At 57.2% G+C, this 26,321-nt stretch carries 22 protein-coding genes; 10 read left to right on the top strand and 12 right to left on the bottom strand.

Translation table 11 applies throughout. From position 1 onward, the window contains the following. Positions 1-153 precede the first annotated feature (153 nt). From AC2TCY_RS11135 to AC2TCY_RS11105, 7 genes are all read right to left on the bottom strand, one after another. Positions 154-1,890 (bottom strand): SulP family inorganic anion transporter, encoded by a 1,737-nt coding sequence (locus tag AC2TCY_RS11135; RefSeq protein ID WP_480847496.1) that lies wholly within the window; start codon positions 1,888-1,890, stop codon positions 154-156. An 84-nt stretch (positions 1,891-1,974) separates the two neighbouring features. Next, entirely contained in the window at positions 1,975-3,654 is a 1,680-nt protein-coding gene (locus AC2TCY_RS11130; RefSeq protein ID WP_480847494.1) for a bifunctional protein tyrosine phosphatase family protein/NAD(P)/FAD-dependent oxidoreductase, read from the bottom strand. 21 nt (positions 3,655-3,675) lie between these two features. After that, entirely contained in the window at positions 3,676-4,557 is an 882-nt protein-coding gene (locus AC2TCY_RS11125) for an MBL fold metallo-hydrolase (protein ID WP_480847492.1), read from the bottom strand. Between the two features lie 25 nt (positions 4,558-4,582). Beyond that, complete coding sequence (locus AC2TCY_RS11120; protein WP_480847491.1) at positions 4,583-5,020, bottom strand: DUF6691 family protein; 438 nt, start codon at positions 5,018-5,020, stop codon at positions 4,583-4,585. 3 nt (positions 5,021-5,023) lie between these two features. Then, positions 5,024-5,458, bottom strand: coding sequence for a YeeE/YedE family protein (locus AC2TCY_RS11115; protein WP_480847489.1), 435 nt, complete (start codon positions 5,456-5,458; stop codon positions 5,024-5,026). Continuing rightward, entirely contained in the window at positions 5,455-5,667 is a 213-nt protein-coding gene (locus AC2TCY_RS11110) for a YgaP family membrane protein (protein ID WP_480847487.1), read from the bottom strand. The genes AC2TCY_RS11115 and AC2TCY_RS11110 overlap by 4 nt, the downstream gene beginning before the upstream one ends. A gap of 104 nt (positions 5,668-5,771) precedes the next feature. Then, positions 5,772-6,440, bottom strand: a complete 669-nt coding sequence (locus AC2TCY_RS11105; RefSeq protein ID WP_480847486.1) for a Crp/Fnr family transcriptional regulator — start codon at positions 6,438-6,440, stop codon at positions 5,772-5,774. Positions 6,441-6,762: 322 nt separating this feature from the next. On the opposite strand from AC2TCY_RS11105, the gene AC2TCY_RS11100 reads away from it, so the two are divergent. Genes AC2TCY_RS11100 through AC2TCY_RS11070 form a run of 7 tightly spaced genes read left to right on the top strand, consistent with a single transcriptional unit; the run spans position 6,763 to position 14,953 of the window. Further along, positions 6,763-7,752, top strand: coding sequence for an AAA family ATPase (locus AC2TCY_RS11100; RefSeq protein ID WP_480847484.1), 990 nt, complete (start codon positions 6,763-6,765; stop codon positions 7,750-7,752). Between the two features lie 7 nt (positions 7,753-7,759). Further along, positions 7,760-8,740: a DUF58 domain-containing protein gene (locus AC2TCY_RS11095; protein WP_480847482.1), complete on the top strand. Its 981-nt coding sequence runs from the start codon at positions 7,760-7,762 to the stop codon at positions 8,738-8,740. Next, the gene (locus AC2TCY_RS11090; RefSeq protein WP_480847480.1) at positions 8,737-9,213 is read left to right on the top strand and encodes a DUF4381 domain-containing protein; all 477 of its coding nucleotides are present in this window, start codon (positions 8,737-8,739) and stop codon (positions 9,211-9,213) included. The genes AC2TCY_RS11095 and AC2TCY_RS11090 overlap by 4 nt, the downstream gene beginning before the upstream one ends. A 1-nt stretch (position 9,214) precedes the next feature. Beyond that, a complete protein-coding gene (locus AC2TCY_RS11085) occupies positions 9,215-10,198 on the top strand; it encodes a VWA domain-containing protein (protein ID WP_480847479.1) in 984 nt (327 codons plus the stop codon). Beyond that, positions 10,198-11,733, top strand: coding sequence for a VWA domain-containing protein (locus AC2TCY_RS11080; RefSeq protein ID WP_480847506.1), 1,536 nt, complete (start codon positions 10,198-10,200; stop codon positions 11,731-11,733). The genes AC2TCY_RS11085 and AC2TCY_RS11080 overlap by 1 nt, the downstream gene beginning before the upstream one ends. Next, positions 11,733-13,019, top strand: a complete 1,287-nt coding sequence (locus tag AC2TCY_RS11075) for a hypothetical protein (RefSeq protein ID WP_480847478.1) — start codon at positions 11,733-11,735, stop codon at positions 13,017-13,019. Before AC2TCY_RS11080 ends, AC2TCY_RS11075 begins: the two co-directional genes overlap by 1 nt. Beyond that, complete coding sequence (locus tag AC2TCY_RS11070; RefSeq protein WP_480847476.1) at positions 13,016-14,953, top strand: multiheme c-type cytochrome; 1,938 nt, start codon at positions 13,016-13,018, stop codon at positions 14,951-14,953. The genes AC2TCY_RS11075 and AC2TCY_RS11070 overlap by 4 nt, the downstream gene beginning before the upstream one ends. A gap of 88 nt (positions 14,954-15,041) precedes the next feature. Here AC2TCY_RS11070 and AC2TCY_RS11065 read toward each other — a convergent pair whose 3' ends face one another. The 5 genes from AC2TCY_RS11065 to AC2TCY_RS11045 all read right to left on the bottom strand — a co-directional run bounded on the left by AC2TCY_RS11065 (position 15,042) and on the right by AC2TCY_RS11045 (position 23,053). Next, positions 15,042-15,782 carry a maleate cis-trans isomerase family protein gene (locus AC2TCY_RS11065; protein WP_480847475.1) on the bottom strand — a complete coding sequence of 247 codons (741 nt, stop codon included), beginning with the start codon at positions 15,780-15,782 and terminating at the stop codon, positions 15,042-15,044. After that, positions 15,779-16,858, bottom strand: coding sequence for a pyridoxal phosphate-dependent aminotransferase (locus AC2TCY_RS11060; RefSeq protein ID WP_480847473.1), 1,080 nt, complete (start codon positions 16,856-16,858; stop codon positions 15,779-15,781). Before AC2TCY_RS11060 ends, AC2TCY_RS11065 begins: the two co-directional genes overlap by 4 nt. Further along, positions 16,855-18,504, bottom strand: a complete 1,650-nt coding sequence (locus AC2TCY_RS11055; RefSeq protein ID WP_480847472.1) for a hydantoinase B/oxoprolinase family protein — start codon at positions 18,502-18,504, stop codon at positions 16,855-16,857. The genes AC2TCY_RS11060 and AC2TCY_RS11055 overlap by 4 nt, the downstream gene beginning before the upstream one ends. Beyond that, positions 18,501-20,600: a hydantoinase/oxoprolinase family protein gene (locus AC2TCY_RS11050; protein ID WP_480847470.1), complete on the bottom strand. Its 2,100-nt coding sequence runs from the start codon at positions 20,598-20,600 to the stop codon at positions 18,501-18,503. Before AC2TCY_RS11050 ends, AC2TCY_RS11055 begins: the two co-directional genes overlap by 4 nt. Before the next feature lie 281 nt (positions 20,601-20,881). Further along, positions 20,882-23,053 carry a Tex family protein gene (locus AC2TCY_RS11045; protein WP_480847468.1) on the bottom strand — a complete coding sequence of 724 codons (2,172 nt, stop codon included), beginning with the start codon at positions 23,051-23,053 and terminating at the stop codon, positions 20,882-20,884. 168 nt (positions 23,054-23,221) lie between these two features. Here AC2TCY_RS11045 and AC2TCY_RS11040 point away from each other — a divergent pair, with 168 nt between their 5' ends. The 3 genes from AC2TCY_RS11040 to AC2TCY_RS11030 are packed head-to-tail and all read left to right on the top strand — an operon-like array spanning position 23,222 to position 26,299. Then, entirely contained in the window at positions 23,222-24,649 is a 1,428-nt protein-coding gene (locus AC2TCY_RS11040; protein WP_480847467.1) for a DUF4153 domain-containing protein, read from the top strand. A gap of 19 nt (positions 24,650-24,668) precedes the next feature. Further along, on the top strand, positions 24,669-25,346 hold the full coding sequence (locus tag AC2TCY_RS11035; protein ID WP_480847465.1) for a response regulator transcription factor: 678 nt from the start codon (positions 24,669-24,671) through the stop codon (positions 25,344-25,346). Then, entirely contained in the window at positions 25,334-26,299 is a 966-nt protein-coding gene (locus tag AC2TCY_RS11030; RefSeq protein WP_480847464.1) for a sensor histidine kinase, read from the top strand. Before AC2TCY_RS11035 ends, AC2TCY_RS11030 begins: the two co-directional genes overlap by 13 nt. Positions 26,300-26,321 lie beyond the last annotated feature (22 nt).

Below are 26,321 nucleotides of genomic sequence, written 5' to 3'. Positions count from 1 at the left end.
CATCGAAGAGAGCCTGGGAGAAGTCGCCGAATACGCAGGACGCTCGATCCTTCGCTGAATAGATGTTGGTCGAATTTTCTTTCAGGCGCATTCTGATCAGGAAAGCGCCTATATTGCGTGCAAGCCAGTCAGCAAATACAGCCTCGGCAACCCTTACTCCGCAGCCTCGGGCAATGGCGTGCGCATGAGATCTTTCCAGGCATCGTACTGAGACAGAAAAACGTGCCCATTCAGATCCTGGAGGAAATGTGACCTTTTCAGACGGTCCATTACGGGTCCCTTGACCTCTGACAGGTGAAAGCCGACGCCCAGATCCTTCAGACGCAGATTGATCGCTTCGAGACTTTCCAGCGCGGAAAAGTCGACTTCGTTAACAGCCGAAAACATCAGGATGACGTGTTGAACGGTGTATGTTTCGGTCACACGCCGCTGTACCAAGTCTTCCAGAAACCGTGCATTTACAAAATACAGGCTCTCGTCGACGCGCAGCGTTACAACCGATGGGTCTGTCTGAACTTCATGGCGCAGAACGTTCCGGAAATGCTGTGTGCCGGGGACCAATCCAACCTCGGCCACATGTGGTCGCGATGTCTTGTAGAGATGCAACAGGACCGAAATGGCCACACCGGATGCCACACCAACTTCGACGCCAAGGCCAAGCGTAAGCAGAATTGTTGCCGCCACGGCGGTGAAATCGGCACGGGAGTATCTCCATGTTTTTTTCAGGATCGACAGATCGACAAGGCTAAGTACGGCAACAATGATAGTGGCCGCCAGTGTTGCGTTTGGAAGGTAATAGACCAACGGCGTAAGCGCGACGGCGGCGAATGCGAGGCCGATAGCGGTAAATGCTCCGGCCGCAGGTGTTTCCGCACCAGCATCGAAATTTACCACCGATCGGGCAAAACCACCGGTTACGGGATAGCCACCTGTGAAAGCGGCCCCAAGATTTGCGGCCCCAAGACCGATCAATTCCTGATCGGGGTTGATGCGCTGACGCTTTTTCGCGGCGAGGGTCTGCGCGACTGAGACGCTTTCGACAAATCCGATGATCGAAATAAGGATGGCCGGTAAAAGAAGCGCGCTCAGTAGATCTGGCGATAGGTCGGGCAGGGTCAGTGGCGGCAGACTCTGCGGTACCGCGCCGACTACCTTTACGCCCTGATCTGAAAGACCAAAGCCCCAGACGGCGACGGTCGTGGCAACCACAACGCCGACGGGGCCGGCTTTCGTCAGAACATCGACCAGTGTTGAGGGCGTTCCGAGCCGTAGGAGTAACGGTTTGAGGTTTTTGCGAACCCAGAACAGAAACCCTACTGCAACCAATCCGATTGTCATTGTGAACCAGTTGACCTCGGGCAAATGTGCGAAATTTGAGCGCAGCATTTCAGGCAGCGTGTGACCGTGTGCATTGATGCCCAATATATGCTTGAGCTGGCTGGTCGCGATAAGGATGCCAGAGGCCGTGATGAATCCTGCAATCACCGGATGGCTGAGAAAATTCGCAAGAAACCCCAGGCGCAAGACGCCCATCAGCACAAGAAACCCGCCGGATAGAAACGCAAGGGCCAGGGCCGCAGTCGCATAACCCGCTGTCCCTTGTTGGGCGACTTGCCCGATCGCGGATGCCGTCAGCAGCGAGACAACCGCGACCGGACCAACTGCCAGCGACCGGCTTGTTCCGAAAATGGCATACAGCGCGATGGGTACGATGGAGGCATAAATTCCTGCCTCGGGCGGCAACCCGGCCAGTAAGGCATAGGCCAGCGATTGCGGGATCAGCATAATCGTCACGATCACGGCTGCGATCAAATCATTGGAGAACGCTGCCCTGGAATAGGTACGGCCCCAATCAAGAACAGGAACATATTGGCGGATTTTATCGATCATTCTGCTATTCTGTGTCGATAGGTGGGCAACTCACGCCGCGCTATCTGCAATTCACCGTGATTGGATTGTGCGGATGTCAGTTGGCTACTTTGCCGCGACCCTGAGCTTTTCGGGTCTGGCCATCCATTCTTTACCGCGCAGCATTGCTTTCCAGTAAATCGGCGGAAGTAGAATTTCCTTCAGAAACCAGGCCGCCCGGCTTGGCTGTGTCCCATCGATCAGGAACCTCGGGAAACTAGGTTTGAGGGCGCCGCCATAGCCGAATTCGGCCAGAACGATCTTGCCGCGCTCAACGGTCAAAGGACAGGAACCATAACCGTCGTATTGTGCCACCGCTGATCGGCCGGCAATGTCGGCCACGATGTTATCCGCGACTGTCGGGGCCTGTTTGCGGGCTGCAGCAGCGGTTTTGGCATTGGGCGCATTCATCACGTCACCCAGCGACCAGATGTTGTCATAGCTTTTGTGGCGCAGCGTTGACTGGTCTACATCGACCCAACCCGATGCGTCGGCCAAAGGCGATACCCGAATGAAATCCGGCGCGGTCTGGGGTGGACAGACATGCATCATGTCGAAGTCGACTTCGACCGTGGTTGCGTCGGTATCTGGTTTTTTGACTTCGAAAACTGCCTTCCTTGCGGGGCCGTCGACCGAGATCAAATTGTGAAAATAGTTGAGCGTTGTGCCGTATTTCTCAATGTATTTCTGCAGTGCAGGCACGTAGTCCTTGACGCCGAACAGCACGCCGCCTGCGTTCATGAACTGAATGTCGATATTCTTGAGCACACCCTCGCGGACCCAGGCATCGCCGGACAAGTACATTGCCTTTTGAGGGGCGCCTGCACATTTGATCGGCATCGGAGGTTGGGTAAAGATAGCCCGCCCTTCCTTGATCTCTTGCACCAGTTGCCAGGTATACGGGGCGAGGTCATAGCGGTAATTCGACGTCACACCATTGCGGCCCAGCGTCTCTTTCAGGCCCTCGACTTTGCCCCAATCAAGTTTCAGGCCGGGGCACACAACCAGACGGTCGTATTTCACGACCCGGCAACCATCCAGGATGACTGCGTTGTTGTCCGGCTCAAACGCCGCGACGGCGGAATTGACCCAATGCACACCCTTCGGGATCAAACTGCCCATCGTCTTGGCCGTTGTCTGAACATCAAAGATGCCACCGCCAACCATCGTCCAGCCGGGCTGGTAGTAGTGAATGTCCGCTGGGTCGATGACTGCAATGTTCAGATCCGGCTGTCGTGACTTCAGGCTGGCAGCTACGGAAATCCCGCCTGCTCCAGCGCCGACGATCACGATGTCGAAATGGGCGTCTCCGGTATCGGTCGGAGTTTTCCCACCATTCGCAATGCGGCGGGCAACCCCGTTCATGTCATACCCGGCCGCCTTGGTCGCCATCAGGATTTCAGCCATCGGGCGTTTTTTTGCTTCGTGAAAGGACCAGAGCGTGGCCGACCGTGTGCCGGTGCGGCAATAGGCCAGAACCGGGCGCTGTAAATCCTCTAGGGCTTCACCAAAAATGGTGATGTCCTCGTCCTTCACTAAGCCGGATTTTATCGGGACATATCGTGCTTCGATGCCAGCTGCCTGTGCCGCGGCCTCGATCTCTTTGAACGACGGCTGGTCAGCACCTTCGCCGTCGGGCCGGTTGCAGATAATCGCGCGATACCCTTGCGCGGCGAGGGTTTCAACATCCTCAGCCGTGATTTGAGGGCTGACCGCGAACTTTGACGATATTTCCCGGAGTTTCATGCTTTTTCTCCCTTTTCCGGCTCAAATCCCGTTGACCGGCACTTTGAGCATCGGGTTCCCATCTGCGTCGGTCGGTACTTCACCCGCGCGCATATTTACTTGCAGGGACGGAAGGATGAGATTTGGCATGGCCAGTGTGGCATCGCGTTCAGTGCGGTATTTGACGAATTCTTCTTTCGTCTTGCCGCCACCGACATGGATGTTGTGCGCCTTCTCTTCGGCCACGGTGGTTTCCCAGGCAATATCGCGACCGTTTGGTCCGTAGTCATGGCACATAAACAGCCGGGCTTCGTCGGGCAGAGCAAGAACCTTCTGGATCGAGTCATAGAGTATACCCGCATCACCACCGGGAAAATCCGCCCGCGCAGAGCCGCCATCCGGCATAAAAAGTGTATCGCCTACAAAGGCGGCGTCGCCCATCACGTGCACCATGCAGGCTGGCGTGTGGCCTGGCGTGTACATGGCGAACGCCTGCATGGTGCCAATCATGTAGGTGTCGCCGTCTTCGAACAACGCGTCGAACTGCGAACCGTCCCGCTGAAATTCGGTACCTTCGTTGAAAACTTTGCCGAACGTGTCCTGTACAACGGTGATCTTTGATCCGACTCCGATCTTGCCGCCCAGTTTCCCCTGAATGTAGGGCGCGGCAGACAGGTGGTCGGCATGGACATGGGTTTCGATGATCCACTCCAGTTGCAACCCCTGCTCGGTGATGCAGCGGATCAGCTCGTCGGCGTGGTCAAAGGTGATACGGCCCGCGGCGTAGTCGATGTCCATGACACTGTCGACGATAACGCAAGCGTTCGAATTCGGATCCTTCACGATATAGCTGATCGTGTTCGTGGTCTTGTCAAAAAAGGCCTGTACTTCGGGCTTAATCGTCATGTTCACGGGATAGGTCATCTTAGCGGTTCTCCTCCGGATAGTTTCAGGGCTTGGCCTGTAGTTTTGGTATGGCGGTGAGGCGCAGAACCTGGGCAAGGGCTATCCCGACCAAAAGTGCGGCGACAAAAACGAAGACCTCCCACCGGCCAGTGCCGAGTGCGGGCAGCGCGCCGCCCGGACAGAAGCCGGATATACCCCAGCCGATTCCAAATACGGCCGAGCCACCGACGAGCTGTGCATCGATTGATCGCGACGTAGGAACTTTGAAACTGGTTTCGAAGACTGGCCTAGCGCGACCGAAAACCAGCTTGTAGCCGACAAAGGTAGTCATCAACGCTCCGCCCATCACAAAGATCAGGGATGGGTCCCACGATCCCAACACGTCAAAGAAATTCAATACCTTGGCTGGGTTTGCCATGCCCGAGATTGAAATGCCTACGCCAAAAACAAGACCAATCAGGTAAGTTAAGATCAGATTCACGTCTCAGCCTCCGATCACGTGTCGGACAATGAAAACAGTCGCGAAGGTGAAGGCCATGAATGTTACTGTCGCCACGATGGATCGGGGGCTGAGCCGAGCCATGCCGCAGACTCCGTGCCCCGACGTACATCCAGCCCCGAAGGTGACTCCCAGCCCGACGATGAAACCGCCCAGAACAAGCGCTGCGGTTGAGTTCGGAACTTGTACAGCTGGAAATTGCCCTGTCACCATCGCGACGACCAGTGGTCCGGTTACCATTCCGGCCACCAAAGACGCACGCCATGTAAAGTCGTTTCTGGACTGAGGTTGGAGCAGACCCGAAAGAATACCTGTGGCACCCATCACGCGACCCAGGAAAAGCATCAGAAGGGTCGCGGAGATTCCGATCAGAACGCCGCCCGCCAGCGATGCCCAAGGCGTAAATGCAGTCTCGATCATCCGCAATCCTGACAGGTCTTGAGGCCAAAAACAGAGTAAAGCGGACAGCTGCCGACAAATGCTGTCAGCGTAAAGACACCTGCAACTGCCAGAGCCAACCAAAACATAAGGCCTGATCCGATCGCAGTTGTACCGAACGCCGCAAGCAGAAGGACCGCTGCCAGTATCAGGCGGAGGGCCCGGTCAATCTTTCCCATATTGGTCTTCATGTCTCACTCCATCGAGAATCGATGGAGGCAACATTGCATAAGGCAACAACGATCTTTGGTGACTTGATCACCAAACTGGCGAGGCCTGGTTTTAAGGCTTGCCTTTATCCTTCGACGCCAGCCGATCTGGCCAGCCGTTCAAGACCGACCCGCCCCGTCAAACGCACTTCTCCGCGAGATTGTTCAACCCAGCCTCGACGTTGAAATTCCGACAGAGTGCGCGAAATCACTTCGCGAGCAGTCCCGAGTTCCGTTCCAAGAAATGCGTGTGTTGCGTGAACGATCCCATCCTGGTCGGCAAGCTCCAGCAGACGGGCGGCAAGGCGAACATCCATGCGCTGAAACACGATATCGTCAATCAGCGTGAAAAGGTCGGTAATCCGCCGTGAATACGCTGCCAGAACGAATTCTCTGAACACTGGCGAACGTGCCAGCAGATCATCAAAGGTCTGTCTGGGGATGGCAACAGCCGATACGTCCGTTTCGGCAATACCATCTGCGGAATACTCCTCGAAGGCCAGCATGCAGGCTGTGGTCAGAACGCAGCTTTCCCCGGCGTGTACCCGGTAGAGAAAAACCTCACGTCCGGTGTCCGACCTTTGCTGGACCCGCACCGTGCCTTCGAGCAGCAGCAGCAGATTGTCAGCAGATTGGCCCGGCGCAAAAACCTGCGTACCCGCAGGGACCGAAACAATCTGGCTCCCGCCTTCAAGCTCGGTGCGGATATCTTCCGGCAGGCGGCTCAGCCCTTTGAACGTATCGATCCACGACACTGTTAGTCCCTCTTTGCCACAGCGGGTCTGCTGTAGAACGAAAGTTCAATAGCAGACACTTGCACGTTCCAAAATGGCACGGCTGATGTACAGGCGAAAGATGTTCCTTAAACTGATCTCGACGACCCGAACTCTGAAACGCGATTGACGGTGCCAGTTTCCGGCATTGCAATTTAATCAGCCTCCGGTTTCAATGCCGACTAGGTAATCGTCGTCGTTCTGAGTTCCGGCGAAGTGCGATCTAGGCGAACAGTACATTATCACCAAATACCTGTGCTTACGGGCTCAGGGTGTCCTTATTTCAGCTTGTTTTGGAATTCCTATGGCAACAGATGCGCAGAATGCAATCGACACTCTGATTTCCCGGATGGGCGAGTCGATAATCGGACAAAGTGACGTGATCGAAAGACTGGTGATCGGGTTGTTGGCAAACGGCAATCTATTGGTCGAAGGCCTGCCCGGACTGGCTAAGACGCGAGCGGTCAAGGCGTTGGCGAAAAATCTGGAAAGCCAGTTCAGCCGCATCCAGTTCACGCCAGATCTGTTGCCGTCAGATGTGACCGGGACAGAGGTTTATTACCAGACAGACAAGGGATCTGAATTCCGGTTCGAGCCCGGTCCGATCTTCGCCAATCTGGTTCTGGCGGACGAAATAAACCGCGCCCCGGCGAAAGTGCAGGCCGCTTTGCTGGAAGCCATGGAGGAGCGTCAGGTTACGGTTGCCAGCACGACCCACAAAATGCCGCCGCTGTTTATGGTGATGGCGACACAGAATCCGATCGAACAAGAAGGGACGTACCCTCTGCCCGAGGCACAGATGGATCGGTTCCTGATGCATGTTCTGGTTGACTACCCGCCTGCCGAAGATGAAGTGCAGGTGATCCGATTGGTACGCGGCGAAGAAGCCGCAGCCAGTAAGCCAAAATCTTCGAGTACCAAGCCGTCGGAGACCATGTCTCAGGACATGGTGTTTCAGGCCCGCAGCGAGATCGTGGACGTCCACGTCTCGGATGCGATGGAGCGCTATATGGTGGATCTTGTGTGTGCGACGCGTAATCCCGGCGACTTCGGCAATGACCTCGGGCGTTGGATCGAAGTGGGCGCAAGTCCACGTGCGTCGTTGGCTTTGGACAAGTGCGGCCGAACCCACGCCTGGATGAAAGGCCGTGATTACGTGGATCCGCAGGATATCCGCGCCATCGCGGCCAATGTATTCCGTCATCGCCTGGGTCTGAGCTATGAGGCCCAGGGCGAAGGCGTCACCCCTGACCATGTCGTGGAAGAGATGATCACTCAGGTTGCGTTGACATGAGGATGTTATGATTGACCGGGCTGCCCGTGTTCGAACTGGGATGACACCCGTCCCATCCGCAGACTCCGATCTCGATGCTCGGGTGTCTGTAGACCTGGCACATCTGCGGCGACTGCAAGGGCAAGCCCGACTCCTCAATTTTCTACCACGGCAGCCTTCAGGTAGTGCCCTGAACGGTCGGCATGCCTCGCGGATGCGTGGGCGAGGGCTGGCCTTTGAAGAGTTGCGTGGCTACCTGCCGTCCGATGATGTCCGGTCAATCGACTGGAAAGTAACCGCGCGCACCGGCAAACCCTATGTCCGAGTGTTTACCGAAGAACGAGACCGGCCTGCGTTGATCGTCGTGGATCAGCGAATGTCGATGTTCTTTGGCTCTCACCTGAACATGAAATCTGTCACGGCTGCCGAATGCGCAGCTCTTGCAGCGTTCCGAATTCTGGATCAGGGTGACAGGGTCGGTGGGATCGTATTCGGCGACGAAGCAATTGCCGAAATCAGACCACGCCGAAGTACAGCCGCCTTGAACCGGTTTCTGACTGCAATTGCGGGCGCAAATGCGTTGTTGCGTGCTGATGCGCCAAATGTTGCGCCTGTCAGCCTGAATCAGGTCTTGGCCTCGGTCAGCCGGATTGCCCCTCGGGACCATCTGGTTTTGGTCTTTTCGGATTTTGACATCATTGACGACCAGACGCACAAGCTGATCCGCGGACTGTCGCGCCACAATGATCTGATCCTCGGATTTGTGACGGATCCGATTGCCGATGACCTACCAGAAGATCTCCGACTGATCATTTCGGACGGGATCATGCAGGCCGAGATAGATACAGGGAAGAAAACGGTACATCGCCAGTTGCTTGAGATGTCGCGCGGCCGCCTGGCCGAAGTTCTGGACTGGACGCGGACTATGGGAATTCCCGTCCTGCCCCTCACATCTGCGCAGGATAGCCTTACACAGATGCGGCGGTTGATGGGGTTGATGCGGCGATGAATGAAACTGGCGAAACAGCACCTGTCACTCTGGTCGACCTCATTGATGGTCTTGTTCCACCCCCGGAGCCGCCAGCGATTTCAATGATGCCGCAAACCTGGGGATGGGCAGCCGTGGCTGTCATTCTGCTGAGTTTGCTGGCGTATGGGCTGTGGCGCTGGCGGCGTCATTATCTGGCGAACGCCTATCGGCGAGATGCGCTGGCCGCGCTAAAAGCCGCGGCATCCGACCCTGTGGCGATTGCTGAAATTCTCAGACGCTGTGCGCTGGCTGCATTCCCGCGCGCGGATGTAGCAAGCCTGAGCGGCCCTGACTGGCTTGCCTTTCTGGACCGTACCGGCGGTGGTTCCTCTTTCCGGCAGGGCGACGGGCAGGTTGTGTCGCAGGCTCCGTATTCATCCCACCCTGCCATGACATCTGGGTTGAAAAGTTGCGCGGAACGCTGGGTCCGAAGTCACAAGCGGGACGGGTAACGTGATTGCGTTAGATTTTCCTTATGCCTTGTTACTATTACCGCTGCCTTGGCTGGTCTGGCGATTCATGCCTGCCCGGAAAGAAAAAGTGTCGGCGCTCAGATTTCCATTTTTCCGAAAAATTGTTGTCGCAGCCGAGGTCACACCGTCCCCCGGCGCAGTTATCCTGCAACGGACACGGGTTCAGATGGTGACGGCTGTGGCGATTTGGGTACTTTTGGTTCTGGCGCTCGCTCGTCCGGAGCGGCTGGGTGAGCCCATTGAAATCACCCGGTCCGCCCGCGACGTGGTTCTGGCCATCGATATTTCAGGATCGATGGACATTGTCGATTTCGAAATGCCGAATGGGGATCGCGTGCAGCGGTTGGCGGCAGTCAAGAATGTGGTTCAGGATTTCGTTGCCGAGCGCGAAGGTGACCGTATTGCGCTAATCGTATTTGGGACCCGTGCTTTCCTTCAGGCGCCACTAACCGAGGATCTGGCCACGATCAGCGATCTGGTGGAGCTAACCGAAGTTGGAATGGCTGGGCCAAATACAGTCATTGGCGACGCCATCGGGCTGGGTATTCGGACCTTTGAGGTCAGCGAGGTTGATCAACGTTTGATGATCCTGCTGTCCGATGGCAGCGATACCGGCAGCCGCATGAGCCCTTTGAATGCTGCAGAGATCGCGCGTAGCAAGGGCGTCGAAATTCATACCATCGCGGTCGGCGATCCCAACGCAACGGGGGAAAACCGCGTCGACACTCAAGCCCTTGCCGATATTGCCGAACGAACAGGCGGCAGTTCCTTTTTTGCTTCGGACGCGGAAGCACTGGCGTCTGTATACGCACGGATTGACGAATTGGCACCACGTCTGGTCGAGCAGGTTTCGTATCGACCCCGTACGCAGTTGGCGCCCGTTGCTTTGGCTGTGGCGTCGTTTCTGGGTTTGCTTACCCTGACTCTTCTGACCTTGCGGCGAACTGGTTGGAGAGCCGCGTGATGGACCTGCTGCTGCGCGAATTGGGATTGTTTCTGGAGGCCTTTCACTTTCTGCGCCCTTTGTGGCTGATGCTGTTGCTTCCATTGCTGGTTCTTTGGTGGGTGAATCGCCGCGCAGCAACCCGGTCCAACCCGATGTCAGACCGAATTGCCCCACATCTACAAAAGGCACTGACTGTCGGCGACGCTGGGCGTGGGTGGTATTTGCCGATCGACCATGTCGCGCTGATCCTGGCGCTAGCCATTCTTGGCACCTCGGGGCCAACCTGGACGCGGCAAGTGGATCCGTTTCTGGCCAAAACCGGTCCATTGGTGATTGCACTTGAAGTGACTCCATCGATGGTGTCGCCTGACTTGCCGCCTGACCGTTTAGAGCGCGCAAAATTCAAGATCCGGGACCTGCTAGAATTGCGTGCCGGCGGGCGAACCGCGTTGGTGGCTTATGCAGGAACCGCGCATCGCGTTCTGCCGTTTACCGAAGATCCGCAGGTCATGCTGCCCTATCTGGAGGGATTGCAACCCGAAGTAATGCCCGAGAGTGGCTCAAATGCGACTGCCGCACTGGAACTGGCTACTACGCTGCTGGAGGCAGAGCGGGAGGGCGGTATCCTGTTTGTTCTGGATGGGATGAGCGTAACCGATGCGCGCCGGCTCGATTCTGTTGAGAGTACATCTATTGCCACTTTGGCGATGCTACCGGATGGCATCGGCGATCAGGGCCTCGATCTGCTGACATCCGTGCCTGTGATCCGCACGACACCAAATGACGCAGATGTTGCACGGTTGGACAGGTTGCTGAACACGGACTATCGCCGAGCCATCCTACAGAATGGAGACCAGCCATGGGAGGATCGCGGCTGGTGGCTGGCCGTGCCAGCCGTCCTGTTAGCCTTGATCTGGTTCAGGCAGGGTTGGACGATGCGTTGGTCTGCTGCCATTATCGCGCTTATGGCTTCACCTATTGGGCCTTCGTCTGCTCATGCAGACGGGATCGCAGACTGGTTCCTGACACCGGATCAACAAGGGTACCGGGCTTACCGCAACAACGATTTCCAAAGTGCGGCCGAGACCTTCGTCGATCCTCTGTGGCAGGGCTACACCCTCTATCGTGCTGGCCGCTATGCCGATGCGATTGACGTGCTACAGCGCCTCGACACGGCCGAGGCGTCGTTCACCCAAGGTTTGGCCCATATCAAGAACCGGCAGTACCGTGATGGCGTGCGTGCATTCAAGACAACGGTGGAGCGTGATCCTGATTTCCCTGGCGCTGTCGAAAACCTGCACACTGCGCAGGAAATCGTGGAATATATTGAAGCCACACGCGAAGCTTCGGATACTGGCGAAGAGGCAGGTATCGGCGCAGATGACGTCGTGTTCGACAATGAAGCCGCGCGCGGGGCGGATACTCAGTTAGAACAACAACCTCAGGGAGAGGTTGCTGTCCTGAGCGCTGAACAATGGATGACAACTGTCGATACGCGTACCGAGGATTTTCTGCGGATGCGGTTTCAGTTTGAGGCAAACGCGAGGCAATGATGCGATTAATTCATTTGTGCCTTGCCCTCTTTCTAGCTGCCGGTTCGGCGTTTGCGCAGACCGAACTTGCGCCGCGCGTATCCGTGGAGCAGGTGGCGGACGAAGCGATCCCAGGCCAGGCGATTGATCTTCGCATTACTGTTCTGGTGCCAACATGGATGCCCAAACCGGTTGTGTTCCCAAGTTTCGAAGCGCCCAACTTGAACGTACGGCTTCCGGACCGCGCCACCGGTCCGGTGAGCGAAAGCGTCAATGGTGATACGTGGTCCGGGGTCACACGTCGCTATCGCATTATGCCAATGGCGCCGGGCCGTTACAAAATACCGGAACAGGAATTGATTGTGACATGGGCCGACCCGGAAACGAATGCCCCACGTGAGGATCGCGCCAAAATCGAGGCGATCGTCATCACCGGCACGTTGCCCGAGGGCGCCGAAGGTATGGACCCGTTTATCGGCGCAACAAAACTTGAGCTGACGCAGGAGGTTTCCGGTGGACAGGCGCCGCTTTCACCCGGTGACAGCGTCCAGCGACGCATTACTGCCAAGATCGAAGGCACGTCGTCCATGTTTATTCCGGCGCTTGTGCAAACACCTCCGATTGAAGGGATCGCCATTTATCCGTCTGAGCCCCTGTTGACCGAAACTTCCGAGCGCGGCGTGCTTGCAGGAACCCGGGTCGAACAGGTGACTTATCTTGCGCAAAGCGGCGGCGATGGATTGGCCGAAGCAATTGCGTTGGAGTGGTTCAATTTGGAAACAGGTCAGATCGAAACGGCAGCTGTTGAAGGTTTCCCGTTAGAGGTGGACGCACCGGTCGCGCGACGCGCCTCGGATCTCACCTTGCAGACATTGATCTGGATCGCAGTTGCAGGAATTACCTTGCTGGGTTGTCTAGTGCTGGCCTGGCATCCAGTTTGGTCGCGTTGGTCACGCCATCGGGCGAAGCGTAAAGCGCACTATCTGGCTTCGGCCCAATACGCCCGCGACACTTTGCGCGACGCAATAAGAAGGCAGGATCTGGCGGCCTGTCTGAACGCTTTGGGACTTTGGGCCGAAAGGCAAGCCGGCATTGATCCCAAGCAAGATGCCGCCATCAGCGAGGCCCTAGTGCAGATTGGCAAGGCACGCTACGGCCGAACCGCCAAAGACGTGAACGATGACGCGGCCTGGACCAGCCTACGCGACGCGGTTCGTACGTATCACCCTGAGGGCGCAAAGCCGGGTGTTCTTTCATCCCTGCCACCTTTAAACCCGGTTCAGGCAACCGGCAGGAGTTCCAGATGACCCGATCTCTAATTTCCTATTTGTTGATCGGGTTCTTCTTGTCTGCAACAGCGTGGGCGCAAACTTCGAACGAAACGGTCCGCTATGTTGGGTCCGCGCAATGCACCACCTGCCATCAGGAAACCGCCGATGCTTGGGCTGGTTCGCACCATGCGCTCGCCTGGACCAAGCCGTCACCGGAAACGGTTTTGGGTGATTTTGAAGGAACCCGTTTCGAACATGACGGGGTACAGTATGAATTCTCGGTAGTGGATGGTGCCTATCATGTTCGTCTAATCGAGGCGGACGGCGCAGTGAACGACTACACCGTTCATTCGGTTGCTGGAGTCGCACCGCTCCAGCAATACCTGATCGAGACAGAACCGGGAAAAGTGCAGAGTTTTGATGTCGTCTGGGATGTCGCTGAGGAACGCTGGTATCACCTATATCCCGACCAGAATCTGCCACCAAATGACGGGTTGCATTGGACCGGCCCCTATAAGAACTGGAACGCCCGATGCGCGGAATGCCACGCTACCGGGTTCGAAAAACGCTTTGATGAAACCCGTCAGACCTATGCCTCGACCCAAGCAGAAATCGGCGTCGGATGCGAGGCTTGCCATGGTCCCGGTTCGCGCCATGTCGATTGGGCTGAAACACCGAGTGTTTCCGCGGCCTCGGCTCCGCAAGGATATGGGTTCTCGATGGATTTCAAGACGGCGGGAACCGAGGCAACCATTCAACAGTGCGCGACATGCCATTCTCGGCGTGAGCCGCTGGGGGACGGAAACCCGTTGCCGGGCACAGTTTTTCACGATGCCTATAACCTCTCTTTGTTGCGCCCGGGTCTTTACCACGCGGACGGCCAAATATTGGACGAGGTGTATGTTTATGGCTCATTCCTGCAGTCCAAGATGTACAACAAAGGGGTTGGCTGCCTGAATTGTCATGACGCTCATACAACTGGATTGAAAGCCGAGGGCAACACGGTCTGTACGCAGTGCCACTCACCGGCGGGGAACCCCGATTTCGCGTCGCTGCCATTAAAATCCTATGATGCCGCGTCTCATCACTTTCATGAAGAAGGGTCCGACGGAGCTCAGTGCAAAAACTGTCACATGATCGAGCGAACTTATATGGGTATCGATGGTCGGCGCGATCACAGCTTTCGCATTCCACGACCTGATCTGGCAGCAACAACCGGTGCGCCTGATGCCTGTACGGATTGCCACTCGGACCAGTCCGCGGAATGGGCGGCTGCAGAGATTGCAAAACATCATCCGAGCGCCGCTTCTCGCTCGCATTACGGAGTGGCGCTGGCTTCTGGGAGGGCGGACCCCGCCGATGCGCAACCGGACTTAAGAAAGCTGGCACTGGACGAAAGCCAACCGGGCCTGATCCGAGCAACAGCATTGTGGTTGCTGTCTCAAAGTGCCGACGAAGCTGCGGCCAATGAAATGGCACCATTGCTTGCAGACGATGACCCTTTGGTTCGCGCAGCAGCGATTTCGGTCCAGCAGGCAGCTCCACCGCAGACTCAAGTGCAGCGTATCAGTGAAATGCTGGGTGATCCAAAGCGGATGGTCCGGATCGAGGCGGCCAAGGCTATGCTGACAGCTCCGAAGGTTCGCCTTTCGAAACGGGCTGAAGCAGATATGCGGCTGGCGATGGCAGAATGGCGGAAATCCCTGCAAGCGCGAATAGATTTTCCAGAAACGCATTTGGTACTGGGTGGCATGGCGCTCACATTACGAAATTTCCAGGCTGCCCAGGGGGCTTTCGGGGAGGTAGTACGCATGGACCCACAACGCGAAGAAGCGTGGGTGATGCTGGCTCGGATTACTGCCGCTGTGGATGGTCGCGAGGCCACTTTGGCTGTTTTGGAGGAAGCACTGGGCAAACTGCCAGACAGTCAGGCGCTGAGCGAATTGCGGGCCTCTATCTTGTCACAATAGGCACCGCCGATCGAGCTATAAATCTCTTGCAAAGCAAGCTTAATCAACGAAGCCGTAGGTGAAAACGACTGAACGGCAACACCCGCACTCAGCGCCGGTTTGCGAGAAGTTGCCCATAACCTCTGATAGGATCGCGGATAGCCATAGCTTCCAGTGCTGCAAACAGCATCGCCTGATTTGAGCTGATTACAGGTTTTCCGACAGTAGTTTCCAACTGTTCCAAAACCTCGACGCTGCGCATATCGGTGCAGGACAGGACAACAACATCGGCATCAGGGTGATCCGCCCTGCGGCCCAGGTCAAATACAGCGTCAGGACCAAGAGCGCCCTGACCTGTATTGTCGAGCGTTTCGGTTACTTCTGATCTCTGGATGGTTTCAAACCCAAATGTTTCCAGAAATCGCACTGCCATGTCGTTGATTGCTGGTACATAAGGTGAGGCAAATCCGATGCGCTTCGCGCCCAGTTTGGTGAGCGCGTTCGCAAGCGCCCCGGCGGCGGTAACTGTATGGGCGCCACAACTGTCACCGATTTTCGCCGCCAGCATGCGGTCGAAATCGGGGCCGTGGGTCAGGGTTGCCGAAGTACAGCCGTAAAAGACGACGTCCGGCTTTGCGCCCATCAAAAGGTGTAGAGGTTCGTCCAGATCGGCAGCCCCAAGCCCATGCATCTGGTCTGCATCCGGGATTTCATCCTCATCATATCCGCCCAAACGCGCAAAATGCAGCGACACGCCTTCGGGTCGCATCAGTACCATGTCAGGTTCGAGGTTGGTGTTGGTAAAGGGCACCAACACTCCAAACCGGGCTCGGCCTCTTGATGCTGTCATAGCGCGGACTCCTTCCAGTGCGTGAGGCCGTTCAAGGCAGCCTCCATCGCGGGTTTCGGGCCGATTGTCATACGCAGGGTGTGCGGTAGACCCGCGCCAGATTGCGCCCGCAGGAATATCCCTTCGCGGCAAAGAACCTTATTCGCAACCGTTGCATTCTTGGGACCACCTGTGTCGATCAGCAAGAAATTTGTAAAGCTCGGATAGGTGTGAAAGCCAGCCTGCCATAACTTGTTCTCAGTCCATTCTTTTAGCTTGGCCGTCAGAGTACAGGTCTCACGCATGTATGCGTCATCCTTGACGGCTGCCACGGCCGCCGCCTGCGTCGGAGCCGTGATCGCATTGGGGTTCATGACTTTGCGGAGTTCAGCAGCAATTTCGGGTGGGAAGTACCCCCACCCAACGCGGAATCCCGCCATTCCGTAGGCTTTGGAAAACGTCCGCAGAACCACTGTGTTTCCGCCCAGAACCAAATCAAAGTTGCGTTCGTTCAGATGGTCTGCGAACTCGCCATAGGCTTCGTCAATCACCAACAGGATGTCAGGTCGCAAAGAACTCCGAAGGCGTTGCAGGTCTGACCTGGAAACACGTGTGCCGGTCGGGTTTCCGGGATTGGCGACAAAGACGATGCCGGTGTCTGGTTGAACGGCTTCCAACAGTGCGTCGACACTCACGACGGCGTCCTTCTCCGGAGCGGTATTAAAGCGGGCGTTTGCCATTTGCGCTGCAGTCCGGAAGAAAGGATAAGCGTGCGCTGGGGCCAAAACGGCACGATCTTGGCCCGAGAATACTCGGGCGATGCAACCGATCAGGTCCAACGAGCCGTTACCGCACAGGATGCAATTTGCCTCAAGCTTATGCAGCTCGGCCAGTGCGTGGCGCAGGTCTGTCCAGTCTGGATCCGGATAGAGGTTTCCACGCCCCAGCGTCTCCGTTGCTGCAGCGATGGCAAGAGGGCTGGGCGGGCGCAGGCTTTCGTTCTGGGACAGCGAGATCAGCGGTGTGCCGGACGGCGCTGTCAATTCGGCCAGCGCATAGGGTTCCATACGCGCGATGTGAGAACGAGGATATGTCATATGCGCCCCCTATACACAGTATTGGCCGCTTGTTCGCTGACCAATCCAGACGAAAGATCTGTTCGAAGCGCCTCCTGCGTGCGCTCAGCGGGGAAGCCGAACCCACCACCACCGGGCGTTTCAAACACAAGGGTCTCGCCTGCGCGGATACGAAACTCACCTTTGCCAGGAAGGGCTTTCCCTTCCGGCTCAATCCTGATGCAGCCGGGTGCGCCGTCCCGACCTCCGGATCGGCCTTTTGCCGGGTTGAGCACACGTTCAACCGAGAGAAACAGCATCAGGTCCTGATCTTTTGAGGCGCTGATTTCGATGTGTTGACCGAGCCCACCGCGAAACTTGCCTGCGCCACCAGAATCGACCCGCAGTTCACGTCGGTGAAACAGGACGGGCGAGACGGCCTCGGTTGTTTCGACCTGACTGCCCCAGACACCGCTTGGGAAAGCCGTGGCCGAAAGGCCGTCTAACGTAGGGCGCGCTCCGGTGCCTCCGTTAAAGACAAGTTCGAGCGCGAAAAGGTTATCCCCCAGATCTACGGCTTCGGCAGCGTGACGCAGGGGCAGATCGTACATACACGAGGCGCCTTCGGCCGGGACCAGTTCCGGCAGGACCTGAGACAAGCATCCATAGACTAGGTCCGGCGTCATCTGACCCAGAGTATGCCGCATGGCGACCGGGGCAGGGGGCTGGGCGTTCAGAATACAGCCCTTTGGTCCTGTAACCCGAAACGGTTCCAGCGAACCCGCATTGTTCGGTATATCGGCTCCGATGATGCAACGAAGTGCAAAGACGGAATAGGCAGTAGCGTAGTTCAGCGGAACATTGATCCCTTTTCCGACGCATCCGGCGGATCCGTCGAAATCCAACAAAAGATGATCATCTGCAATAGTCAGGGCGGCGTGCAGCTCGACTTCGCTTTCATAGCCATCCACTTTGAGCACGTGATGCCACGTACCCTTTGGCAATGCCGCGATGGCATCGAGGGTGCCGCGTCGCGAGGTTTCGATGATGTAATCAGACAGGGTACCCAAGTCGCTGATGCCAAATTCGCCCATCATCTGAACCAAACGTTCCGATCCTGCCTCGCAACAAGCGATCAGCGCATAGATATCACCCTCGTTGGCGACGGGCTCGCGCGAGTTTGCCTTGATGATGTCCAGCAGCAAAGCGTTGACTACACCTTGGCTAACGAGGTTGCAGGGCGGGATCAACAGTCCCTCGTCGTAGATGTCTGTGCCTTCCGGCCCCATTCCTAAACCACCCAAATCGACCAGATGTGAGGTGCAGGCCGTAAAACCGATGACCTGATCGCGATAGAACACCGGCATCATCAGCAGGAAGTCATTCAGATGTCCTGACGCGATCCACGGGTCGTTGGTCATATAGATATCGCCGGGTTGCATATTGGGAATCGGAAAGCGGTTGCGCAGGGTTTTAACTGCTTCGGCCATCGTGTTGATATGGCCGGGCGTACCTGTGACTGCCTGAGCCAGCATCCGTCCCTGCGCATCGAAAACCCCGGCCGAGATGTCACCGCATTCACGCACAATTGGACTGAAAGCGGCGCGTATCAGCGCCTGTCCCTGTTCTTCGACCACGGCGAGCAACCGGTTCCACATCACCTGAAGACGCGTATCGGAAGTTGTCATGCTGCACCCTCGCTTTCTCGTGTCAGCCAGATATTGCCTTGTCCGTCAATCGTAGCTTTGAAATCTGCACTTACGCAGGTTGTGGTTTGCGCTTCGACGATCAGGGCAGGGCCTTTGATCGTGTCCCCGGGCTGCAGATCGCTGCGGCTGTACAACCCAACTGTGCGCCAATTGCCAGTTACGTCACACAGAATCTCGCGAGTTTCGCTGGCCTGCTGCGTACTGGTGGCGGGTATGTCGGCGCGGTCCCGAAGAGCGGGTGCATCGGATGAGACCGATAACCCCCAGTTCAGGATTTCAATTGTCATTCCTGGAACCGTTCGACTGAACTGGCGACTGTATTCGGCTTCAAACGCTGCTTTCAGGTCCGGCAAATCAGCAAAGCCCAATTCCCGATCCGGTAACCTGATTTCGATCTCGTGGCCTTGCCCGTGATACCTCATGAACGCGACCCGGCGGTGTGACAACTCGCCCGTGGGTGCACCGGCTCGCACCACCGCCAGGGCCTCGTTGTACATGCTGTCGAAGAAACTGTTCAGGCCGTCGATATCCAGCGTCTCAAGCCGGGCATACCGGGACCTGATGATCTCGTACGAGACAGGGGCGAACAGAAAGCCAACGGCCGAACCAACACCAGGATCGCGCGGGATCAGAACCTGGTTCATCCGGGCACGGCGCGCCACTCGGGTAGCATGCAAGGGACCATTGCCACCGAAGGCGATCATAACGCGGGGCTCCAGATCCTTGCCGGATTCGACAGCGTGCATACGTCCCGCGCTAGCCATGCTTTCATCTACGATTTCGCTGACCGCAAAGGCGGCTTTGTCTGGGTGCAGGTTTAGATGGTGCCCGACATCTTTGGTCAACGCGTCGGTTGCAGCATCGCGATCAATCGCCAAGCGCCCCTCGGCAAAACGCGCAGGATCGATCAAGCCTTGCGTGACATCCGCATCGGTGACTGTCGGATGTGTTCCGCCTTTCCCAAAAGCAGCCGGGCCGGGATCAGATCCTGCGCTGTGTGGCCCGACCTGAACGCGCCCCAGCCGATCAACACGAGCAATGGACCCGCCGCCTGCGCCGATCTCAATCATCTCGATAACGGGGATTCTGACCGGCATGCCGGACCCCTTAATAAAACGCTCGGCGCGGGAGATTTCAAATTTCCGGGCGGTCTGAGGGCGGAAATTGTCAATCAGGCACAGCTTGGCAGTTGTTCCGCCCATGTCGAAGGACAGCACCTGAGCTTCCTCGGCTTCCTGTGCGATGCGGGCGGCGAGAATGGCTCCGCCCGCCGGGCCGGACTCGACCAGTCGGATGGGCAACCGCGCCGCGGTTTCAACAGTCGTCATACCGCCGCCGGCAGTCATCATCAGGATCGGGCAGGTCAGACCCATATCTCTGAATCGCTCTTCGAAATCCGCCAGATAGCCCGCCATCAGCGGCTGAATATAGGCGTTTGCAATAGTGGTGCAGAGGCGATCGAACTCCCGCGCTTCCGGGCTGATCTCGTGGCTCAGTGAGATGACCAGTTCGGGCATCTGCTGAGACAACAGCGCTTTCAACCGCAGCTCATGATCCGGGTTTGCATAAGAATGCAGGAGACATATCGCGACGGCATCGACCCCCAGATCCCGGAGGTTTTGTGCGAGTGTCGAAACTTGCGCCTCGCCGAGTGGCACCAGTTCGCAGCCCTGCGCGTTCATCCGCCCACCAATCGTCAGCGCATGAGTGCGCGGCACGATCAGATCGGGTTTGACCAGATTGATAGCATACTGGCTGTAGCGGCGCTCGTATGCGATTTCGAGAATATCCCGAAAGCCCTGCGTTGTGATCGTGGCGGTGACGGCCCCCCGGCGCTCGATCAGCGCATTGGTGGCCAGCGTAGTTCCGTGGATAAGACCGGTAACCTGTTCCCAACCTGCACCTGCGCTGGCTAGGACCCGGTTCGCGCCCTCCAATGCACCTATGGCAGGTTGTTGTGGGGTCGTTGGCGTTTTTGTTGTCGCCACAATTTCCGACGTGTCATTCATCAGTACGGTGTCAGTGAACGTGCCGCCGATATCGATTGCCATGCGCAATCCATGTGTCTGTGTCATGAGGTGTCTATTGCTGGAAGAAAAAATCAGGCCCGAAGGCAGCTCATTCGCTAACGCGCGAAGGCCGTCGGGTCAGGCGACGAGATCGCACCCTGTCTGACGACGCATCATGGGCTGGACGGAACTGATTAGCACAACCACTAGCCTTCCTGCTGTAATCCCGGCGATACTGGGATAGCATGAGGCCTTGCGTCAACATTTCTTTTCGCGAAACGATCAGACACAGCATGGCTGGACTCTAACGATGTGCAGGTTTAAGCGACCTTGTCGAGCTTAAAGGGTTAACGTCTTGAACCGGAAGTATCTTTTCGCATTGTTAAACCGATGCGCTTGCGCGGAACATCGACGTCAACCACCCGGACCTTAACCACTTGTCCAGCTTTGACCACGTCGTGCGGATCCTTAACGAACCTGTCCGCCAGCTGACTTATGTGAACAAGGCCATCCTGGTGCACCCCGATATCCACAAACGCGCCAAATGCGGCGACGTTGGTCACCGTACCCTCCAGTGACATCCCGGGTTTAAGATCGGTGATCTCTTCCACCCCATCTGCAAAAGACGCGGTTACGAAACTCGGGCGCGGGTCGCGGCCAGGTTTTTCAAGCTCGGCAAATATATCGCGGATGGTTGGCAGGCCGAACCTGTCATCAACAAACTGTTCTGCGCGGAGTCGCTTCAAAGCACCTTCATGGCCCATGATCTGACGAATGTCGCGACCACAGGCCGCAACCACGCGGCGGGCCACGTCATAGGCTTCGGGGTGGACCGAGGAGGCGTCCAGAGGTTCGGAGCCGTCCCGGATGCGCAGAAAGCCAGCACATTGCTCATAAGCGCGGGGGCCAAGGCGCGCGACTTCCAGCAGGTCTTTTCTGGATCCGAAGGCGCCGTTGACATCCCTATGAACTACGATCGCCTCAGCCAGCCCCGGCCCGAGGCCGGAGACATGTGACAGAAGCGGCGCAGACGCGGTGTTCAGATCGACGCCTACTGCGTTCACCACGTCTTCGATCACTGCCTCCAAGGATTGTGACAGCCGGTGCTGATCCACATCGTGTTGATATTGACCTACTCCAATGCTTTTGGGTTCAATCTTGACCAGCTCGGCCAAGGGATCCTGTAGGCGCCGCGCAATCGAGACCGCGCCGCGCAACGAGACATCAAGATCCGGGAATTCTCGTGCAGCCAGTTCCGAGGCGGAATAGACAGAAGCTCCGGCCTCAGACACAACCACTTTTGTCGGGGCCTTCACAGAACTGGGCAACAGTTTGAGCGTATCGGCGACAAGGCGTTCCGTTTCGCGACTGGCGGTTCCGTTTCCGATGGCGATCAGCTCGATATTGTGCGTCGAGATCAGCCGGTATATCGTGTCCTGTGCACCGCGCAGGTCGTTCTTTGGTTGAAATGGATAGAGCGTATCTGTCGCAAGCACTTTGCCAGTAGCGTCCACGACCGCTGCCTTCACACCGGTACGAATGCCGGGGTCGAGGCCTAGCGTCGCCCGTGCCCCTGCAGGAGCCGACAATAGTAAATCCTTAAGGTTACGCGAGAACACCTGAATGGCCTCTTCCTGAGCGCGGGCCCGCAGATCAGCCATCAGTTCGACCATCATCGACAGGGAAAGTTTAACCCTCCAAGTCCAGCCCGCCACTTTGCGCAACCAAACGTCTCCCGGCCCATCGCTGCGCGTATGCAGATGCGATGCGACAGTCGCCTCGGCCCGGGCGGCCCCGGTTTCCGGATTGGGGGCGATATCCAGCGTCACGATCCCCTCTTTCGACGCACGCAGCATCGCCAGTGCCCGGTGCGACGGGACCGAAGACCATAGTTCTGAATGATCGAAGTAATCACTGAACTTGGCGCCCTCCTGCTGTTTTCCATCGATCACTTTGGCGGTCAGCAGGGCTTCGCGTTTCAAGAAATCACGCAATTCGCCAAGCAGGGTAGCGTTTTCGGTCAACCTTTCGGTGATGATGTCTCGCGCTCCATTCAGGGCGTCTTTTGTCGTGGGCACCGCTTCGGTCACATAACCTTCGGCTAGCGTTTCAGGTCGCGCTGTACGGTTGCTCAGAATAGCATCGGCCAAAGGTTCCAGACCGTTTTCGCGTGCGATCATAGCCTTGGTGCGGCGCTTGGGTTTGAACGGAAGGTAGATATCTTCCAATTGCGCCTTGGTCTCCGCCCGAGCAATGGACTTCGTCAGATCGTCGGTCAGCTTTCCCTGATCCTTGATTGACCCGAGGATGGTCTCGCGCCGTGCCTCAAGCTCACGCAGGTAGACCAGCCGGTCGGCCAGAACCCGTAGCTGAGAATCGTCCAGCCCGCCCGTGACCTCTTTACGGTAGCGGGCAACAAAGGGAACGGTTGCCCCATCATCCAACAGCCTGACCGCCGCACCCACCTGTTCGGGGCGCGCATTGATTTCCGTGGAGATGGTGCGGGCGATGCGATCCAAGGGCGGGTCTCCGTGTGTTTGGTTGGAGGGCCGTTCTAGCCAGCAGAGCGGCGAAGGAAAAGGGCCCTAAAACACCTAATCTCAGTTCTGCACAGTTCCTGCACATTCACTGCGCGAGCATCTGCACCTGTTCGCTGCATTCCGGACCTATAAAAAACGGAGCAAGATATGGGACAGTTTATTGTACGGGGTATCCCCGCCTCGATTCTGCAAGACAGCTGGTGGTTTGACACGCCTGATGTGGTGCCGGACAAGTCGCGTCTCGCGAGGGGCCGTGGATGGCCGCAGGCGCTAGGGGCTTTGGTCATACTCGTGGCCCTGGCAGATATACTCTTTCTGGATCACACCCCTGGAATATCACTGGCCGTTTTTGCGCTGGCCATCGCGGCGGCTGTCTGGATGCTGTTGGGTTTGCGTAGAAATCTGATGGGCCCCGCGCTACTGCTGTTTCTAAGCCTTTTGCCGGTTGTCGAATACGTACAGACCTTGTCGGTTGTGTTCTTGTTTGTGGGGTCACTGATCGCCTTTTGCTGGGCAGTGCTTGGGTACAGGGACGGAGCTTCGCTGCGGCGGTTTCTCGGGTTGTTTCCGGTTCTGGCCATCCGTCAGATGATCGAACTTGCACAACACGGCAGGTCAATTTCGAAGGCGGATGGCGTTGGGCTAAAGGTCTTGCACAATTGGGGATTTTCAGTGGGCGGAGCATTAGTGCTGTCCGGACTGATGATTTCCGCCAATCCAGTTTTGTTCGATTGGGTTAAACAGGTCTGGCAGTTCGACGTTAGGCTCGACCGTTTGTTGTTCTGGCTTGGGATGACGTTTATGATTTGGCCGGTTTTGGCAGTTGCTGCGCATCCAGCCTTGTTGTGCACTAAGCAGGGACCAAAGCGAAAACGCGTATTGCCTTCCTTTGGCCTGAACGCGAAGTCCGTTGCGAATTCCCTGATCCTGTTCAACCTGTTGCTGGCGATGCAGACGGCGATGGATGCGGTGTATCTCTGGGGTAACGCCGAATTGCCGACTGGCATGAGCCACGCGGAATACGCCCACCGTGGCGCCTATCCCCTGGTGGCAACCGCGCTTCTGGCTGGGATGTTTGCGCTGGCCGCGCGTCCCTATCTTGCAGAAGGAAAAGGACTGCGTGGATGGATGATGTTGTGGTTGGGGCAAAATGTGCTGCTGGTACTGTCCTCGCTGTTTCGACTGTCAATGTATGTCGAAGCCTATGGTCTGACCTATCTGCGCGTGCATGCGGCCATCTGGATGGTTCTTGTTGCGGCAGGGCTGTGCTTGGCCGGTTGGCAGATCATGCGTGGTCGTTCGAATGGCTGGCTGCTGGTCCGGTCGGCGGGTTTGGGGCTGGCAGTGCTATATGCCTGCTGTTTCGTCAATTTCGCGGCCCTGATTGCCCGTGAAAACCTGCACCACCCCCAGCGTTATGATGAATACTATGTCTGCCAGCTTGGCCCAATGATCGCCGCTGAAATCGCGCATTCTCAGCGTCCAACCGGATGTCGGACAATCGCGCCACATATAGGTAATTGGCGGGAATGGGGGTTTCGCGCGCATCGGGTGAATCGTAATCTGGGCACCTAAACCGAGCAGGAGGCAGGTCATGAAAATCCTCGTCGTGGATGACGACCCACGCCTGCGCGAGCTTGTGTCAATCACGTTGGAGCGTGCCGGTTATCAGGTTGTCACCGCCCGAGACGGGCAGATGGCCTTGACCCACGCGTTCCGCGAAGCCCCTGCCTTGATAGTTTTAGATGTGGGTCTGCCCGAACTCGACGGGCTCGAGGTCTGTCGCCGTCTGCGCGCCCGGTCCGACGTACCGATCTTGTTTCTGACCGCCCGCGATGATGAGATTGACAGGATACTCGGCCTGGAACTGGGGGCTGATGATTACGTCACCAAGCCCTTCAGCCCGCGGGAACTGGTCGCGCGAATCAAGGCAATATTGAAGCGCAGCACATCGCAAGGATTGGAACCCGTCTTACGACACGGCCCGCTGGAACTGGATGCTGCTGGTCATACCGCGCGCGTGGATGGTACGATGTTAACCCTGACTGCGACCGAGCTGTCGATCCTGCGCCGGTTGATGCAAACACCTCAGGCCATCGTTTCACGCCCGCAGTTGATTGATGCGATTTATGGCGAAGGCAGCCCGATTGCTGACCGCACGTTGGACAGCCACTTGCGTAACTTGCGGCGAAAGTTGAGCGAGCAGGGTTGGGATTGCGCGATCGACACTGTGCACGGGATCGGGTTGCGGATGGGTCAATGGCCGGGTTGAAGCGCAAATGGCGCCCCTCGTTGGGGTTTGTTTTGGGTGGCGGGCTGGCAGGTACGCTGGCCCTGTCGCTGCTGGGCCTGATCGTGCTGCGGTACCTCGGCCCCGAGATCGGATTTAGCAACGCCGCAGCTCTGATTGCGGTTCTGATCGGACTGGCGACCGCTGTGCTGGGTTTTCTTCTGGTGCGCTTGTTGCTACGCCCTATTTCAGCACTGGCTGAATACTCAGCTGCAGTGCAAAAGGGTGAACGTGCCGATCCCCCCAACCATTTCGGTACGCAGGAATTGACCCGGCTAGCAGGTTCAGTGCTCGACATGGCTGAGACGCTGCAACGGCGTGAAGTTTCTGTGCGAAGTTTTGCCGATCATGTGACGCACGAACTGAAAACCCCTGTCACAGCTATTCGTGCTGCCGGCGAATTGTTGCAGGACACTGATGCGCTAAGCGATCAGGACCGGGCGTTGCTGGATCAGCTTTTGGGTGCAGGTGAACAGATGCAGGCCCAATTGAATGCGTTGAACCGGGTTGCCGCGGCGCGTGTTCCCGAACATCACGGTAAATCCCGGTTGATCGATCTGGTCCCGGACCTGCGCACGACTTTCCCAGAATTGGAGTTATCGATCGAAGAGGGAAACCAAGACATACCGCTGGCCGCCTCGGGGTTGCGTATTGTCTTACAGCAACTTCTGGACAACGCCCGCCGACATGGAGCCAAGCGTGTAATGCTGGCCGCGACTCCAGACGGCCTGACAATTCAGGACGACGGTCCCGGCGTGTCTGAGGGCAACCGCGACCGCATCTTCACCCCGTTCTTCACCACCGCCAGGGAACAGGGCGGCACTGGCATGGGTCTGACCATCTCGGCCAACCTGCTGGGGGCACATGGCGCGCGGATTTCATTGGTGCCGTCGGGTGCCGGCGCGCGATTTGAGATCGTGTTTCCAATGGGTTGAGCGGGGCAGGGGACTTGCGGTC

This window comes from Ruegeria sp. HKCCD7181 (genome assembly GCF_057221055.1).
This window is presented reverse-complemented; position numbering and strand designations above follow the sequence as displayed.

Excerpts from the sequence above, each read along its gene's own strand:
- AC2TCY_RS11125 (WP_480847492.1), bottom strand. The coding sequence starts at position 4,557 with ATGACCTATCCCGTGAACATGACGATTAAGCCCGAAGTACAGGCCTTT.
- AC2TCY_RS11035 (WP_480847465.1), top strand. The coding sequence starts at position 24,669 with ATGAAAATCCTCGTCGTGGATGACGACCCACGCCTGCGCGAGCTTGTG.
- AC2TCY_RS11050 (WP_480847470.1), bottom strand. The coding sequence starts at position 20,600 with ATGACACAGACACATGGATTGCGCATGGCAATCGATATCGGCGGCACG.
- AC2TCY_RS11135 (WP_480847496.1), bottom strand. The coding sequence starts at position 1,890 with ATGATCGATAAAATCCGCCAATATGTTCCTGTTCTTGATTGGGGCCGT.
- AC2TCY_RS11055 (WP_480847472.1), bottom strand. The coding sequence starts at position 18,504 with ATGACAACTTCCGATACGCGTCTTCAGGTGATGTGGAACCGGTTGCTC.
- AC2TCY_RS11070 (WP_480847476.1), top strand. The coding sequence starts at position 13,016 with ATGACCCGATCTCTAATTTCCTATTTGTTGATCGGGTTCTTCTTGTCT.
- AC2TCY_RS11090 (WP_480847480.1), top strand. The coding sequence starts at position 8,737 with ATGAATGAAACTGGCGAAACAGCACCTGTCACTCTGGTCGACCTCATT.
- AC2TCY_RS11130 (WP_480847494.1), bottom strand. The coding sequence starts at position 3,654 with ATGAAACTCCGGGAAATATCGTCAAAGTTCGCGGTCAGCCCTCAAATC.
- AC2TCY_RS11115 (WP_480847489.1), bottom strand. The coding sequence starts at position 5,458 with ATGATCGAGACTGCATTTACGCCTTGGGCATCGCTGGCGGGCGGCGTT.
- AC2TCY_RS11075 (WP_480847478.1), top strand. The coding sequence starts at position 11,733 with ATGCGATTAATTCATTTGTGCCTTGCCCTCTTTCTAGCTGCCGGTTCG.
- AC2TCY_RS11060 (WP_480847473.1), bottom strand. The coding sequence starts at position 16,858 with ATGACATATCCTCGTTCTCACATCGCGCGTATGGAACCCTATGCGCTG.
- AC2TCY_RS11080 (WP_480847506.1), top strand. The coding sequence starts at position 10,198 with ATGGACCTGCTGCTGCGCGAATTGGGATTGTTTCTGGAGGCCTTTCAC.
- AC2TCY_RS11110 (WP_480847487.1), bottom strand. The coding sequence starts at position 5,667 with ATGAAGACCAATATGGGAAAGATTGACCGGGCCCTCCGCCTGATACTG.
- AC2TCY_RS11095 (WP_480847482.1), top strand. The coding sequence starts at position 7,760 with ATGATTGACCGGGCTGCCCGTGTTCGAACTGGGATGACACCCGTCCCA.
- AC2TCY_RS11100 (WP_480847484.1), top strand. The coding sequence starts at position 6,763 with ATGGCAACAGATGCGCAGAATGCAATCGACACTCTGATTTCCCGGATG.
- AC2TCY_RS11065 (WP_480847475.1), bottom strand. The coding sequence starts at position 15,782 with ATGACAGCATCAAGAGGCCGAGCCCGGTTTGGAGTGTTGGTGCCCTTT.
- AC2TCY_RS11040 (WP_480847467.1), top strand. The coding sequence starts at position 23,222 with ATGGGACAGTTTATTGTACGGGGTATCCCCGCCTCGATTCTGCAAGAC.
- AC2TCY_RS11030 (WP_480847464.1), top strand. The coding sequence starts at position 25,334 with ATGGCCGGGTTGAAGCGCAAATGGCGCCCCTCGTTGGGGTTTGTTTTG.